The sequence below is a fragment of the Marinomonas algarum genome (assembly GCF_020532605.1).
Classification (GTDB): Bacteria; Pseudomonadota; Gammaproteobacteria; order Pseudomonadales; family Marinomonadaceae; genus Marinomonas; species Marinomonas algarum.
In genome coordinates this window covers 127,915-143,037 of sequence record NZ_JAJATW010000008.1, presented here as the reverse complement: position 1 = coordinate 143,037, position 15,123 = coordinate 127,915, and the positions used below count along the sequence as shown (strand labels likewise).

13 protein-coding genes and 1 riboswitch are annotated in these 15,123 nt (G+C 43.6%); of the genes, 1 reads left to right on the top strand and 12 read right to left on the bottom strand.

What is annotated here, in order from left to right; genetic code table 11:
- Positions 1 to 34: 34 nt before the first annotated feature.
- The 12 genes from tnpB to LG368_RS07235 form a co-directional block, all read right to left on the bottom strand.
- A complete protein-coding gene (gene tnpB / locus LG368_RS07290; RefSeq protein ID WP_226754071.1) occupies positions 35 to 397 on the bottom strand; it encodes an IS66 family insertion sequence element accessory protein TnpB in 363 nt (120 codons plus the stop codon).
- Positions 398 to 450: 53 nt separating this feature from the next.
- Positions 451 to 3,426, bottom strand: a complete 2,976-nt coding sequence (locus tag LG368_RS07285) for a response regulator (protein WP_226754070.1) — start codon at positions 3,424 to 3,426, stop codon at positions 451 to 453.
- 114 nt (positions 3,427 to 3,540) lie between these two features.
- A complete protein-coding gene (locus LG368_RS07280) occupies positions 3,541 to 4,344 on the bottom strand; it encodes an ABC transporter ATP-binding protein (RefSeq protein ID WP_226754069.1) in 804 nt (267 codons plus the stop codon).
- Positions 4,341 to 5,345 (bottom strand): FecCD family ABC transporter permease, encoded by a 1,005-nt coding sequence (locus LG368_RS07275; protein WP_420827961.1) that lies wholly within the window; start codon positions 5,343 to 5,345, stop codon positions 4,341 to 4,343. Before LG368_RS07275 ends, LG368_RS07280 begins: the two co-directional genes overlap by 4 nt.
- Complete coding sequence (locus LG368_RS07270) at positions 5,332 to 6,180, bottom strand: cobalamin-binding protein (RefSeq protein WP_226754068.1); 849 nt, start codon at positions 6,178 to 6,180, stop codon at positions 5,332 to 5,334. The genes LG368_RS07275 and LG368_RS07270 overlap by 14 nt, the downstream gene beginning before the upstream one ends.
- A 67-nt stretch (positions 6,181 to 6,247) precedes the next feature.
- Positions 6,248 to 8,074, bottom strand: coding sequence for a TonB-dependent receptor domain-containing protein (locus tag LG368_RS07265; protein ID WP_226754067.1), 1,827 nt, complete (start codon positions 8,072 to 8,074; stop codon positions 6,248 to 6,250).
- 69 nt (positions 8,075 to 8,143) lie between these two features.
- A riboswitch (cobalamin riboswitch) is annotated at positions 8,144 to 8,346 on the bottom strand.
- Positions 8,347 to 8,522: 176 nt separating this feature from the next.
- Complete coding sequence (locus LG368_RS07260; protein WP_226754066.1) at positions 8,523 to 9,278, bottom strand: MipA/OmpV family protein; 756 nt, start codon at positions 9,276 to 9,278, stop codon at positions 8,523 to 8,525.
- Positions 9,279 to 9,303: 25 nt separating this feature from the next.
- Positions 9,304 to 10,491: a hypothetical protein gene (locus LG368_RS07255; protein WP_226754065.1), complete on the bottom strand. Its 1,188-nt coding sequence runs from the start codon at positions 10,489 to 10,491 to the stop codon at positions 9,304 to 9,306.
- On the bottom strand, positions 10,488 to 11,204 hold the full coding sequence (locus LG368_RS07250; RefSeq protein WP_226754064.1) for an ABC transporter ATP-binding protein: 717 nt from the start codon (positions 11,202 to 11,204) through the stop codon (positions 10,488 to 10,490). The genes LG368_RS07255 and LG368_RS07250 overlap by 4 nt, the downstream gene beginning before the upstream one ends.
- A gap of 1 nt (position 11,205) precedes the next feature.
- The gene (locus LG368_RS07245) at positions 11,206 to 12,429 is read right to left on the bottom strand and encodes an ABC transporter permease (protein WP_226754063.1); all 1,224 of its coding nucleotides are present in this window, start codon (positions 12,427 to 12,429) and stop codon (positions 11,206 to 11,208) included.
- Complete coding sequence (locus LG368_RS07240) at positions 12,419 to 13,645, bottom strand: ABC transporter permease (protein WP_226754062.1); 1,227 nt, start codon at positions 13,643 to 13,645, stop codon at positions 12,419 to 12,421. The genes LG368_RS07245 and LG368_RS07240 overlap by 11 nt, the downstream gene beginning before the upstream one ends.
- 46 nt (positions 13,646 to 13,691) lie before the next feature.
- The gene (locus LG368_RS07235; RefSeq protein ID WP_226754061.1) at positions 13,692 to 14,456 is read right to left on the bottom strand and encodes an outer membrane lipoprotein-sorting protein; all 765 of its coding nucleotides are present in this window, start codon (positions 14,454 to 14,456) and stop codon (positions 13,692 to 13,694) included.
- A 175-nt stretch (positions 14,457 to 14,631) separates the two neighbouring features.
- On the opposite strand from LG368_RS07235, the gene LG368_RS07230 reads away from it, so the two are divergent.
- Entirely contained in the window at positions 14,632 to 15,102 is a 471-nt protein-coding gene (locus tag LG368_RS07230; RefSeq protein WP_226754060.1) for a GbsR/MarR family transcriptional regulator, read from the top strand.
- Positions 15,103 to 15,123 lie beyond the last annotated feature (21 nt).

Sequence of the window (15,123 nt, the reverse complement as noted above, 5' to 3'; positions counted from 1 at the left end):
ATTGTCATGGCTTGGATTATACCAAGCGAATGCCCTAGTCGTCATGATATCGATAGGTTAAATGTGGGTGTGCTTCTTGTAAATTGAGAGCCAGGCCATCTAGCAACCAATTAAGCTGACGAGGTGATATTTGAATAGACAATTGTTCGTCATCAATACCAGGCCACTGAAAATGCCCTTTTTCGAGCCGCTTATAATGCAGCCAGAAACCATTTGATGCCCATTGCAATATTTTGACTTTATCGCGCGCTCGACCGCAAAAGACAAAAATATGATCACTACAAGGCTCTTTTTCCAGATCATAGGCGACAATATTGCACAAACCATCAATGGCTTTACGCATATCAGTTGGCCCACAAATGAGAGTCACATTGAGTTGAGCAGAAGCGGTAAACATCAGTCTTTTATTCCCATGAAAGAAAAAAAAGACTTTATGATTTTTAACAAGGATTAAAACGTGTGGTTTAGCTGACGCTTACTGTCCAAAACGACGTCAATAGACACATCCCCTTTAATGAGCTCTTTCTCATAACGAGCACACACATCGTGCAACGCGGTGGCACCCACATTGCCACTGGCCCCTTTTAATTTATGAACAAAAGCGGCTTTTTCATCATGAGAGGTCAGTTGAATAATGCCCCCAAACTCTTTTAAAAAGCTGGCCAATACTTTGAGGTAAGCCGTATCGCCTAACCATTTATAGGCCGTATTGGATAAGTCAAACTCGTCGAACGCTTGCAACTGATCGGGGGTAAGAGAACACACCGTTTGAGGCCAATATTCAACTACGACGCTCATGAGTTTATCCAGATCGATTGGCTTAGGAACATGAGTGTTCATCCCCACCCTTTCTGACTGCTCAAACTCATTGTCTGTTACGCCTGCCGACAGCGCAATAATAGGAAGTTGTTCACTTGTATAGTGCTGACGAATAATCTCTGTTGCCTCTAACCCACTCATCACGGGCATTTGAACGTCCATAAAGATCATATCCACAGGCTCGTTCAACACATATTCTACCGCCTCTTTTCCATTGTTGGCGACCTTGACAGAAATGCCCATGCTATTAAATATTTCAGCAATCACATGTTGGTTGGTTATATTATCTTCCACCAGCAAAATGTTGGGTTGCCCTTCTTTTATCACACGGTCACGTATGTCGCTTTCTAATTGTTTTATTGAGGCTTCTTGGCCTCCTTCCAGTGCTTGTATATTAGGTACAAGCTTAACTTTCTGTAATAGCTCTAGAAAACCAGAAATAGTCACCGGCTTTTTAAACAGCTCTATGTTTTTATCTAATGAGAGATAGGACCGCCATCGACTTTCATCCGATGTCATCACCACCATTTTAGGAAGGTTGACATGATTTTCTATAAATCGGTTAAGCGTATAAAGAACATCGTCGTTGCTTACGGAATGCTCTAAGTCAAACAAGATAAAATCTAAGCCCATATGATGATGAATTTCATCATCAACTAATCTCTGCAGCTCATCTGCGGATTTAATCAACTTGGCGTGTCCACCCCAATGATGAAAGATCTTATTCATAAAGTGTGAGCTTTGGTGATCGGTATTGACCAGCCACACGTTTAAATCGTCCATCGCAATGTTGTTTTCTACCAGTCCCGCTTCTTTTTTTAAGACATCCAGATTAACGGTGAAACTGAACTGAGAACCCACTCCTAAGGTACTTTTTATGGTTAATGTTGCTTCCATGGAATCAAGCAATGCCTTTGAAATCGATAACCCCAACCCAGTACCGTTATTGTCATTTGAAAGACGGTTATCGGCTTGAGTAAAACTTTCCCCTAATTGCATAACCAGATCATCTGACATACCAATGCCCTGATCAATCACTGTACAGGTTAATTCAAGCTGTGTTTCTTGATGAACATGGGAAGTAACAGACACTAGTACGGGGCTGTCTTTACTAAACTTAATGGCGTTACTGAGTAAATTGTTAATCACTTGTTCTATACGGTATTCATCACCATGACAGGTATAAAAAAACAGGCTTGGCTCCATATCAAGCAGGAGTTCAATCCCCTTTAAATGGGCAGAACCGTTAAAAGTAGATATACAACGCTCCACCGTAAGGGCCGGTCTAAATTCAGACAAAGACAATACTGACTTGCCGCTTTCAATTTTACTTAGGTCTAAAATATCGTTGATAATACGTCTTAACCCTTCCGAAGACTCTTTAATAATCGTTAAACGCTGACGCACTGAGTCGTCTAGTTTTTCTTTTAGTAATAAGGTTAAAAGACCCGATATTGCGGTCATGGGTGTTCGAATTTCATGGCTCATGTTCGCTAAAAATTGTGATTTCACCTCTCTTGAATGCTCAGAAATTTGCAGCTGTTCATTCAGCGCTCGATTCAGTGCAATGACTTTTTTATCGCTTCGATACAACAAAAAGGCTAAGAAACAACCAAGAAAGAGTGTCAGACTGCCCAAGAAAAAGGCGCCTAATAGATTTTTTTTAAAACGCTGATTTAAGTGTGACTCGGTTGCTAAAACCAATAAAGTGAGTTTTTCTTGTGCTTTAATTTGCGGCGCGTAATGCATGTCACTGCTTTTATGATAACGCCCTTCTGGCGGTGAGGTAATGTAGTGTTTAAATGTCTTGGATTTTTCATAGTAATGATTTACCGCCTCTTCACCTCGACTTAGCACATCGCCTTTTAATAGATCCAAAAAAGCCGCGTCAGGCATACTGTTTGAATATCGTAGCTGACCGCCTGCATTAAATAAGTCGATATCAATACCTTCTGGCGCAAGATCATTGAGTTTATGAAAAGCCATTTTGATATTGAAATTTATAACGATAATTCCTTGCAATGTATTGTTGCTGTCTCTAATTGGGGTGGCGAGCCGAATAGTCGGTTCATAGGGACGAACAACCTGACCATTTTCAATGTTTAAATCCAATTTAGAGAGGTAAAGATAGCCACTTTTCAATTTTTGGGCTTCAACAACATAATAGCGCCCTGACTTATCCTGTAAACGTTCCCCCTCGACGGTAATGAGTTCATCATGTAGCTTTCCCTCGGTGCGATTCATACGATGACGTTCAATCCCGTCTTTGTCGATCCAGCGAATTTGACTCACTGCGTCGTTACGATGAAAAGCATCAATAAATAACTGGTCTATGGCTTGATGCTTTTTTACGCTATCAATAGAGCCCGTAAAAAGATTTTGCTGTGTCCCCTGAAAAGTGATCGCAATGGTGGAATCAACACTTTCCCAATAAAAGCGATTAATAATCGCTTGGGCAGTGCTGTGGATCTGATTCACATCGGATACCACACCGGCGTTTGATGCGCTTGCACGTCGTTCGTAATCGAGTAAGGCGACGATAACGGATACAAACAAGACAAAGGGCAGGATAAGGTAAAAGACTCGATTCGTTTTTAAAGGGGACATGGTTGCGCTAAATGATTTCATGACGTCGATAATTGTAAAAAAGTATCACTACTTTATCTTGTTGGCACCAACATAGAAAGAAACCGAGACATGACAACCGAACAATAAATGTCTCTAAGCAACCGGGATGAACAGCGGCTTACCCTCTAAAGCCGTGACAGCCAGCTTTTGCGAGTACAAAGGCTCAAGATTGTCTTTTGTTAAAAGCGCCTCAGCCGTTCCCCAAATAGGTGGTCTATCTGGGTAAAGCAACAACACATGACTGCACCATTGCGTAGCGACATTCACATCATGCAGTGACATCACCACCAAACGGCCTGTTGCGGCCTGCTCAGCCAATACCTTCATGGCTTCTACTTGATAGCGTAAATCCAGATGATTGGTTGGCTCGTCTACTAACCAAACGGAAGGTGACTGCGCCATGAGCGTGGCAAGGGCAACACGCTGACGTTCTCCGCCCGATAAATCACGCAATGGACGTTCCTGAAAGGCCAATAAATCTAAGCGCTCTAGAGACGCCAATACCAGGGACAAATCTTGATCTGTCTCTCGTTCCCAAGGGGATAAATGCGGGAAGCGCCCTAACATGACGGTTTCTAACACCGTGGCAGGAAAACCATCTTGATGCTCTTGAAACATGATGCCCAGCTGTTGAGCCAATGAGGAGCGCGGCATCTTGGAGACAAGCTGATCATTGAGCGCAATACTGCCTGATGCTTGCGGCAGTAGAGTGGCAAGTGTATGAAGTAAACTGGTTTTGCCGACACCATTGGGCCCTAAAACGCCCCACATTTGGCCAGCCTGAAAACTCAAAGATAAGGCATTTGCTGGATCTAGCACCTTGTTTGGTACTGCCACTAATAGATCCTTCAACCTTAAGCAGGTAGGTGTAGAAGCGCCTACTGACACTCTGGTCATAAGCGCCCCCGTTGCAATAAATATAAGAAGGTAGGCACACCAATGAGCGCGGTAATCACACCGACAGGTAACTGCTCGGGGGCAATGACGGTACGCGCCAGGGTATCGGCTAACGTGACCAAACAGCCTCCTGCTAAGGCACTGGCAGGTAAAATCAGCCGTTGATCATTGCCTAACACCATGCGCAACATATGAGGAATCACCAAACCAACAAAACCGACACTGCCCGCAGTCGTCACAGCAATCGCCGTTAACAAACTCGCCAATAGGAAGACAATCCGCTCCAGAACTTTAACATTGACCCCCAAGGCGGCAGCTTGCAAAGGTCCGCGCGCCAACACATTTAGGCTACGCCCTAACGGCATGAGCACCAAACAAGTGGGTAACAAAACCGCCCAAGCCAACCAAGGCGTACTGGCGTAGGACAGGTCTCCCATAAGCCAATACAACATACCTGGAATTTTGTAAGGCGGTGCCAACGCTAACATAAGTGTAATCAGTGCTCCCCATCCGGATGCAATCACCACGCCTGTGAGCAGTAATCGCATGGTCGCCATATTGCCCAATCGCGATGATAAACCAAACACTAAAATAGTCGATAATACGGCACCAAGAAACGCCATACCTGACAATAATAAACCACTAATGCCCAGCAAGATGGCGGTTAATGCCGCCACTGATGCTCCTCCAGAGATACCCAAAACATAAGGGTCTGCCAGCGGATTGCGCAGTAATATTTGCATTAATGCACCAGAGACCGCCAGCAATCCCCCGGTAGCAAACCCAGCCATCACCCTAGGCAATCGAAGCTCTAGCACTAAAACCTGATTTAGCTCCGTGCCCTGACCAGCAAACGCCTGCCAGACAGCATACGGTGACAAACTGACGCTGCCTTGCGCCACAGCAAATACAAGGCTACACACAGACAACAGTGTAAGAATGAACAGTGGCAAAAATATGCTCTGTCGTCTTGCTAACAGTAAACGACTAGCGTCGGCCACGAGCCGTTTCCAATGCCTGACATAGAATTTCAGCCCCTTCTAGCAAACGCGTTGTAGGACGCTGAATCAAAGAAGGCGGCACAAAAAACAGATTATCTCGCTGAGTCGCTAACAACCCGGGGAAAGCACGCCAGGCGCTGAGCCATTTGGCATTGCGCTCGCCCATACCACCAGCAAGAATGGCTTCAGGATTTTTTAGTAAAACTGCTTCTTGATTAAGGCGAGGAATAAGTCGAGGGGAGTCGGCAAACACATTCACACCACCACACAAACTTACCACTTTACTCATGTAGTGCTCGCCGTTCATTGTCATCAGTGGTTCTTGCCATATTTGGTAAAATACATCGATAGCGGGGGCTGCCTCATAACGAGCTTGTAAAGCTTGAATCCCTTGGCGAAAACGTAACGCCTCAGTATTTGCTTGGCCTTGCGTGCCGGCCAGAATCCCCATGTTTTCGACATTCCGTGCAATGCTTTCAAATTCATGGGGCTCAACATAATAGACCGTCAAGCCTAGACGCTCTATCAGTGCTATCTGCTCAGAAGGATTGCCGGTTCCCCACGCTAACACTAAGTCAGGTTGCAAGCTCATTAGACGTTCTAAATCAATCCGTGTGTGACTGCCCACTGATGTGACTTCCTTTGCCTCTTCAGGGTAATCACTGAAAGACACCACAGCCACCACCTTATCTCCGGCACCGGCTGCATAAATCAACTCCGTGGCACCAGGTGATAAGGCGGCGATACGTTGGGCCGGTTTCACCATACAAACATCACGACCACGATCGTCTACTACGCAAATGGGCGCTTCAGCTAAGGCACTGGACGATAGCATCCAGCCCCCTATACTGATGGCACCAACAGTAAGAAAAACGGCTGCTCTCTTTATTATCGTCATCAGATTAAAATGCAGAGTAATTTAGAGTCAAGAAAACACTACGGCTAGGGCCATAATACCCATTTGCGGTTTGGTACTCTTTATCAAGCGCATTTTTCATGGTAATTTCAGCTTTCCAATCATCCATGAATTCGTAGCTTGCGTGCACGTTAGTCACTACATACCTTGGAAGCGTTTCAGAACTTCCTAACGTTGAAGTACGATCATTTGCAGCTATTAAAGTGACACCGACTTGCCCTTTTTCAAACGAACGATCTATACCTAACCGCGCTGTACGTTTAGCTCGTTTAGGTAATTGATAGCCCGTACTCTCATCTGTGATATCCAGCCAAGTGTAGGCTGCTCTCAATTGCCAATCATTGAATGTCATACCTGACGCAAGTTCAACACCTTGGGCTTTTGCATCAACATTATAAGGCACCCACGTTCCTGTGTAATTTGACCATATAACCATGTCACCATAGGAAGCATCGAAGATCGCAGCATCCCAATAAAATGATTCATAGTCCCCTCGAATGCCTATCTCAACAGTTTCCGAGTCGGTCGCTTGCAATGTTGGATCACCACTATAAGGGTAATAAAGGTCATTAAAAGTGGGGGCTTCAAAGGCTCGACCGTAACTGGTGCGCAGGGTGTGTTCTTGATCGAGTTGATAACCAAGTGCCACACCACCCGTGGTTGAATGGCCATAGGCGCTATTGTCATCATGGCGTAAATTAAGCTGTAGGCTGGTCTGTCCAAAGTCGAATAAAGACTGAGCAAAAATTGCTTTATTATTTCGATTAGGAGCATCATAAGCGCTCACTTCAACACTGTCTTCAGACGCTTCAGCACCCAGTACAAACTCATGATTGCCTGCTGAAATAATATTACTCAAACGTGCCGTCTGCGTTTTAGTATCAAAGACATCTCCTGATGAGATGGTCATGCTTTCATCACGACTTTGTGAGAGCTTGATGTCAGTACTCCAGTAATCTGTCATGGGCAAACTTAACCCCAAGCCCAAAACTTGTACTTTATAATCGTTTTCGTTACCTACATAGTAATTACGGCCTTCACTGTTCATAACCAAACCGGTTACTCGCGCCCCAGAATCAAAGTCATGACCTAGATTCAGCAAAATGTTTTCATTGTTATAACCTTGAGCGCCTTCACCTTCTTTTACTATATCGCCATCAGTATCAAACTTACCCACCGATAAAAGATACTGACTGCTCTCATAAAACCCTGATGCAGTGACATCCGCCGACATAGTATTAAAAGAACCGGCTCCAACAGAGATATCAGCATGGGACTCGTCATTTGCTTCTGGCAAAAAAGCTTGAATAACCCCACCAACTGCATCGGCTCCATACAAAGTTGCTTTTGGACCTCGAACTATTTCCAGTCGGTCGATCAATGAAGTGGGAATATACTGAAAGGCGGCCCCACCTGATGTAGCGGAATACAAAGGAATGCCATCAATCAGAAACTTAGTTGAACTCGAATTCGCCCCACGCATATAAACACTCGTAGTCTTACCATAGCCACCGTTAGAACTCACATCAACACCCGGTTGACCAGCAAGCAATTCGCTCATTTCATACGCCTGCTGAGCTTCAATCTCTTCTTTGGTGATCACGGTCACCGAAGATAAAGAGTCAGCAACTTTAATAGGCGTTGAGGTTGCCGTCACAACCAAAGGCTGTAACGTCATATCTGTTGAAGAAGAATCACTTTCTGCATTCACCGACATGGCAGGCAATGCACTGCAAGAAATGAGTAATGTTTTTAGAGAAAAGGCACGCAAAGAAGAGGTATTAGTATCTTTAGATCGTATATAAATAGTCATGGTTACTTTCGAGTCTTATGATAATACTGAGCAACACCCGCACAGCAGTGATATTTAATTTCTGACGACAGAAATTCCCAGCTATAGGCAGGTCTCCGGACTCAAAAGTGGTGAACAAAAAACGCACACCGCGCTACCGCCTTCCCATGAAAAACCACAGTGGCCAATTGATAACGCATTGCTTTTTTACCGTTGCGGGGGCAGCGTCAGGCTTACACTGACTTCCCTATTGCTGTTGATTTTTTCCAACAACCTATAACGAGGTGTACCTTACCACATCCTTATATGAAGACTAAGTGAAAGACACGGCAACAGGAGTGAGCACCGCTAATTTTAAACTGAAAAACAAGCTCTCAGTGGTTAAAAAAACAATCAACATGAGCCAAGGAATGACTTTTTTCTAGTGGGCACATTTCAAGTGAAAGGCGGTGTGTTACAAGCCAACTCTTCAGAAGCGGTAAGAAAGTATCGCTGTTATACCTGTTTTTTTATCCTTCTCAACAATTGGGCTTTTAACAACGACATCGTCATAATTCGTATGAGATAAATTAGTAATAAGCGTTAAGCGTTGAGAAAAGGGTTGGATAAAACTTAGGGTATACCTGAGTTCATTTACACGAGCACTGTCATAGGCGTTGATAGTGCCACCTGTTCTTAACGATTCAGTGTCAGACACTGAGTACTTGTTTTCACTCAAAGCACGACTGTTATAGACATAAGAAACAGCACCCGTAACAAAAAATGCTCCCTTGTATAGGGGAAGAGTGACAGTGCTTGATAGGGAATACTCATCAAAATCGCCTGATAAGTCTTGTATCAAACCAAACTTCACCATACCTAGCTTAAGGTCAATCTTAGCCAATGCCCCACTCTCTCTTTCGTTTAATCGCTGTATGTTTTTATCACTTGAGTCGTCCGGGTCGAAGTAGGTATCTGGGTACTTTATGGCGGCATCTAGATATGGCGAAAAGTGATAACCAACAATTAAACCCTTGACAAAAAAGCGACCATTATCAAAGGCAGCATAAGGTAGCAGCTGCGCTTCCGCATCCACGTCTTGATAAATTGAATTTGAATAAATCCCAAGAGCACCAAGGCTAAATGCACTCTCACCTGCGGCAAATGCCTCATCATAAAAAGAGAAAAATACCAAAAAACATAGCAACTTTGCATAGGAGACATTTTTTACTTTTTCTAACATCATTTTTTCTCTCGTTTTTGTGTAAACTTTAAAAAGCCCAATCAATACTAGCAGACAAAATAGTGTTCTGAGATTGACCAAATACACTATCAACAGGCCCGTCGAAGCGTTGTAAAACAAAGACTAAGGATGAACAACTCGCTAAAGAGTAGTTACTGGTTATGCCATAAAAATAAGAGTTATCTTGATAGTAACTGCTTAATAATGTGACTCGATGCAAAGAAGATAGATCAAAGCTCATATCAACATAGCCGGTTAATTCACTAAAACTTAACGCTCTAGCTGATGCTGCTGCCCCTAACTCTTTCAGGTTATCCGTTGCATCCACTGGGTTGGTCGTATGTAAGATCGCGGCGGTTATCATCCAGTTGCGAACACCTCCGACATGGTATCGAGTTTCCATACTGGTAACGAGCGCCTGATCTAAGCGCTCATTCGTGTTTTTCCAATGAGACCCAAGCGGTTCAAACCAACTGGTTTCTCCTCGAAAAGCCGCTCCCTTGATATCTCCTGAAAAACCAAACCCGACAACTCTGTTGATTTTAGACTGACTAATAATTGCTTGTCCGTCCCAGCCGTTTACATTGAACAAATAACGGGCCGAATAACTATCACGTTCTTTGTTTTCGTTGGGGCTGTATACCCAATTTATCTCACTGGCGTAGTCCAGTGTTTTGGTCACATACAAAGCATCTGTACCCGCTCCTTCAGGGTAGTCAATATCGTAAATTGAGTAAGCATTAAAAATATCATTGGGGTTCCAAACTGTTGTCATGCCCCAATTTACTCGAAAGCGCCCAAGACGAACCAAGTAATTTTTATCCTGCCAATCCACATACAAACGATCCAATGCACTCTGTCCGACAGCTTCTTTCTTGTCTAGCCAAGTATTAGATAAATCCATAAAGTTCGTATTATCATCGAGCAACAACGTTGATTGAGAGTTACTTGAATTTGTCGAGGCAAAGACGCTCCGAATACTAGTATGCCACTGCCACGCATCATCAAACTGATAAGTGGCATTCAGCCTTTGCGTGACAAGCTGATCAAGTTCCGTCGTGTCTTTATATTGAGTACTCGTCAAGGTATATTTTATATAGCCGTCAAGGCTCAACGGATCAGACGTCTCTAGGCCCGGCACCTCTGCACACACAAACCATGGAAGCCATAAAACAGCTATGAGGACACGAGAAGAGGTTGTGAACATGAAGGTCATGAAGCCGACATCGTGTGTCTTTTATAGTCAGGGTTTTGGCGATCTTTCGTCAAACGTCCGTCTTCAAAAACAATGATACGCTGGGCACGGGTAATAACGCGCTGGTCATGAGTGGAAAAAATAAAGGTTGTTCCTTCTTGTTCATTGAGCTGCTGCATAATGTCTAACAGTTCAGCGGTGCTATTAGCATCAAGGTTTGCTGTCGGCTCATCCGCCATCACAAACTTAGGTCTTGGCGCCAAGGCACGAGCAACAGCAACACGTTGCTGCTGACCGCCTGATAACATGGCAGGGCGCTTATTTTGATGCTTATCTAAACCGACTTTTTTTAGCAGCGCCAGAGCCCTTGCTCGACATTCTGCCTCAGAGTGTCCTTGCAGCTGCATCACAAACTCGACGTTTTCTAATGCGGTTAAAACGGGCAATAAACTATAGTCTTGAAAAATAAAGCCAATGTTGTCACGGCGAAAGGCGATTTTACCCTTCTCCGTCATTTTACTCACATTATAACCATCAACAATGGCGTCTCCCGATGTGGGAGTATCGATTCCCCCCAACATATTTAACAAGGTGGTTTTACCAGAACCAGATGGGCCCATCACAGCGACAAACTCGCCTTGTTGGATCGTCAGGTCAAGATGATCCACCGCATGTACCGGAAAGTCACTGTTAGCATTGTAAGTTTTACAAAGCTGTATGGTTTGAATAGACATATTAGTGTTTCTCCGACATAGCATCGACTGGGTTATACTTTAGAATTTGATGGGCAGGATACAAACCAGAAAGAAGAGTAGCTAGGCTCACGGCAATAAAGGCCATGGCATACTCCTGAAAAGATACCGATGGGTACAAAACAGAATCAATACCCAGACCATTTAAGCCATCACCAAACTGACTAAGGTCCATTCCTGTCGATTGGAAGTACGACACAAGCAAAATACCACCTATGAGACCTAAGGTTGTACCGCCTACTCCCATTAAACCTGATTCAAGCATGATGAGAAAACGTATGTGGCGTTTACTCATACCCACAGCCATTAAAACTCCAAACTCCCGAGTTCTTTCAAAAACCGACATTAGTACGATATTGACAATACCAAACATCATAGCCACAACAAAAATCAGTAAAAATACCCTGTTGAACACCTCGGCGCTGTCTGCCATGGTTTTTAAAACTGGATTTAATGTCTGCCAATCTCGTATTAACCACTGTTCCCTAATATCGGGAGCAAATGACTGTGCCAGAGTATTCACAAAACGAGGGGCCTCTTCGGGGTTATTCAATAAAATAGCGACTTCATGAACACCTTTAATGCCACTCAACTTACTTAAGTCCCCTTTTCTAACATAAACATGATTGTCATCCATGGTGCTGCTCGGTGTTTTAAATAACCCTTTCACACGAAAAGCGCCTCCTGTCAAAGCGCCTTTATCATCATTGAACGTCAAAACAACTTTTGAACCAACACGAAGATTTAGCCGCTCTGAAGTTTTTTGCGATACCAAAATGGGGTTACGGCCCAAATCATTCAACCACTCCCCTTCAGTTATTCGCGCCTTTAAAGGTGTTACCTTAGTCAAAGGATCAATTCCATTAATTGTGACACCTCGAACACTTCGAGCCGATGCAATCATACCGTTAACCAAATGTCGGCCACTCCATGCATGCACCAAACTTTGTTGATCTAGTTCTGCTTTTAATTGGGAGAGGTGGCTCACTGTAAAATGAATATCTGGGTCATCGGGATAGCGACTATCATGAATTTTTAGATGACTGGTTTGCCACTTGATCGCGTTATTTATCATGTTGCTGTAAAAGCTGTTCATCAGCCCCATCATGGCGATCACGCTCATAAGACCAAATATCATGACACCAAGTAAAATCAGGGTTCTCAACGGGTTTCGCCAAATATTACGCCATGCAAGTTTAATGAGCATGAGCCCCCCCTTTTAAACCAGAAACAATGTCTAGCGTGACAATGCGCCACATGGGGTAAAGCAGACAAATCAATAACATGACAGCCACAATCCAAATTTGACTGACCACTAATTCTGGTGAGATTGACACAGGCATAATAGGTTCGTAACCCATTTCAAGCATCTGTAACGCCAAATCACCTGATAACCGAATAGGGTTTTGATAAAAATAGACAATAATTGGTACTGCAAGGCTGGCACCAATCACAACACCGAAGAGCCCAATAAACCAAGACTCAATGAAAACCATCAGTAATAACTTCATTCGAACCAGACCGGTCGCCAACATCACGGCAAACTCTCTTTGCCGTTCTAACGTCATCATTAGCAGAGTGGCAAACAAACCAAAACCCACGATGCCATAAAGCAGATACATCATGATCAAGCCCGACACTCGATCCAATACAATACTTTGTTCCAGTTCAGGAGAAAGATCCATCCAATCGCGTACTGATACGTCAGGGTAAGCGTTCTGTAATTCCTCAACCGTTTGCGCCATAGCATCAAGAGAGTGCAAGCTAACTACCCAAGATGTGACTTGCTGGTTAGTACGAAATAAAATCTGTGCTTGGTTAAGAGAAAGGTAAACTTGAGAGTTATTCAGTTCACGCATAGGAAAAGAGAGGATTCCCTTTACCGTGAAGACCCCTGCCGCTGTTTGCCCTCGATAACCCTGTCCATATAAGACAAACTCATCGCCAACAGACACATTAAAATACTGTGCAACTCCCTCCGCCAAAAGAATGTCTGTGTCTTCAACATGTAAGTATTGTCCCGATATAAGTTTATCCGCTAGGTGTGTGTAGTCTGTTTCCTTATTGGGTGCAATGCCATTGACTAACACCCCTTTCGATTTTGATCCGACAGACGCCAACGAAAAGCCGTGAATCCTAGGCAAAATAGCATCAATATTATCAATCTTTCTCGCCTTATGAATAAATGCCTCTGTACTCGGCAACAACTCGTCAATACTTTCACTGTCTCGAAAATCAGGGTCTTGCAGTTGAATGATTCCTACCCCAGACTTGCCATTATTTTCAATATTACTGGTGTACTGTCCTTCTTGAAATGAGCGCATCAATAGAGATAAAAACAAAGCAAGCGCAATCGATGATGCCGTCAGTAACGTTCGTCGCTTTTGCCGCCACAGATTTCGCCAAGCCAATCGAACTAACATAGGCGCCATTCCTTGTCATGATGAACACGGTCTTGATTAGCCATCACTAGTCTCTAAGTGCTTTCATTTGACGCTGCGAAAAAAAGTTATCTGATATGTCAAAGTCAAATTGTGCTGCGTGAGTGATCATTTCCGTTTCATAACCAGGCTTGTCTGCAGGCAACATTGACATTTGGGTTGGCACCATGCGCCCCCCCATCTCCTTGATACCGCCGGTTAATAGTGTATTAACAAGATCACCAAATTCATCGTAAAACTCGACTTTACGCTGCAGATAGGTGGTTTTAGAAATCCATAAAACCACCTTACTCCATACAACAGGTGCATCTATTTTTGCATCGGCTTCAATAACCCAGACAGTATCGCCCTCGACGCTTTCTTCGCTCATTAGAGTATGATGGTAATCCACCACAATTGAAGACTGATTGATCAGATCATCGTTGGTAAAGTCAGATCCCATCCACGACTGACTCAGCATCGAGGGGGCAATCTTGATAATTTTTTCAATACGAGGCACCCAATTCCACATTTCATTTTGACGCTTAAGAGAGGCGCTTCCTTTCTCATTAGCAGGCGCCGTTACCAATACTAATGAGAGACCTGTTCCCTTACTCCATGACTTCATACTCATTGAGCGTTGCCAGTCAGGACGAATAATGTTCATGGTAATTTCGTTATAACTCGACTTTCCACGCATCTGCTGATCAGACCGCTTGATAATATCGTAGGCTGTTATGAACTCTGCAGCAAACGTGTTGTTAAAGCACGTAATGCCGAACACGACCATTATTAGTAGTAATCTGAGTTTCATAAGACATTCCCTTGATCTGTGGTGATAAGCACATTTTCTATTAAACTATTAAGTTCTTTTAGCGACATCTACCGTATTCAAGTACGATAATAGTATCTAGATGAAATGCTATTATTTAAAACGTGTCAACTTGTTTAGTCTTTACTGAACAAATAAAACCCAATAGTATGGTGCTATGTCAAACTACGAAGAAAATACAAAAGAAATTGTCGACAGCTTTATTGAACAAATGGGCATGATTACTCAAAGTGAAGGGCTTCCTCGCATTGCTGGAAAAATCATTGGCTTATTGCTGATAGAAAGCGGCCCCTTTAGTTTTAGCGACATCGCTGCCCGTCTGCAAATTAGCCGAGGCAGTGTCAGTACGAATACTAGGCTGCTAGAAAACTTATCTGTTATAGAGCGCGTCTCAAAATTGGGTGAACGAGGTGATTTTTTTCAGATGTCTCAAGACCCCTATATGAAATTACTACAAGGTTCTATGCAAAGGATGAGCAAAGCCTCACAGACTATAAAGGAGGCTCGCAATGCTTTACCAGACTCATGGCAGGCATCACAGAAAAGGCTTGAAGCACTCGAACAGTTCTACACCGAGTACCTTAAAAGTACACAGAAATTAATTAAAACGCTGTACAGTAAGGAATAACAAAAGGCACTTAGGTGCTTT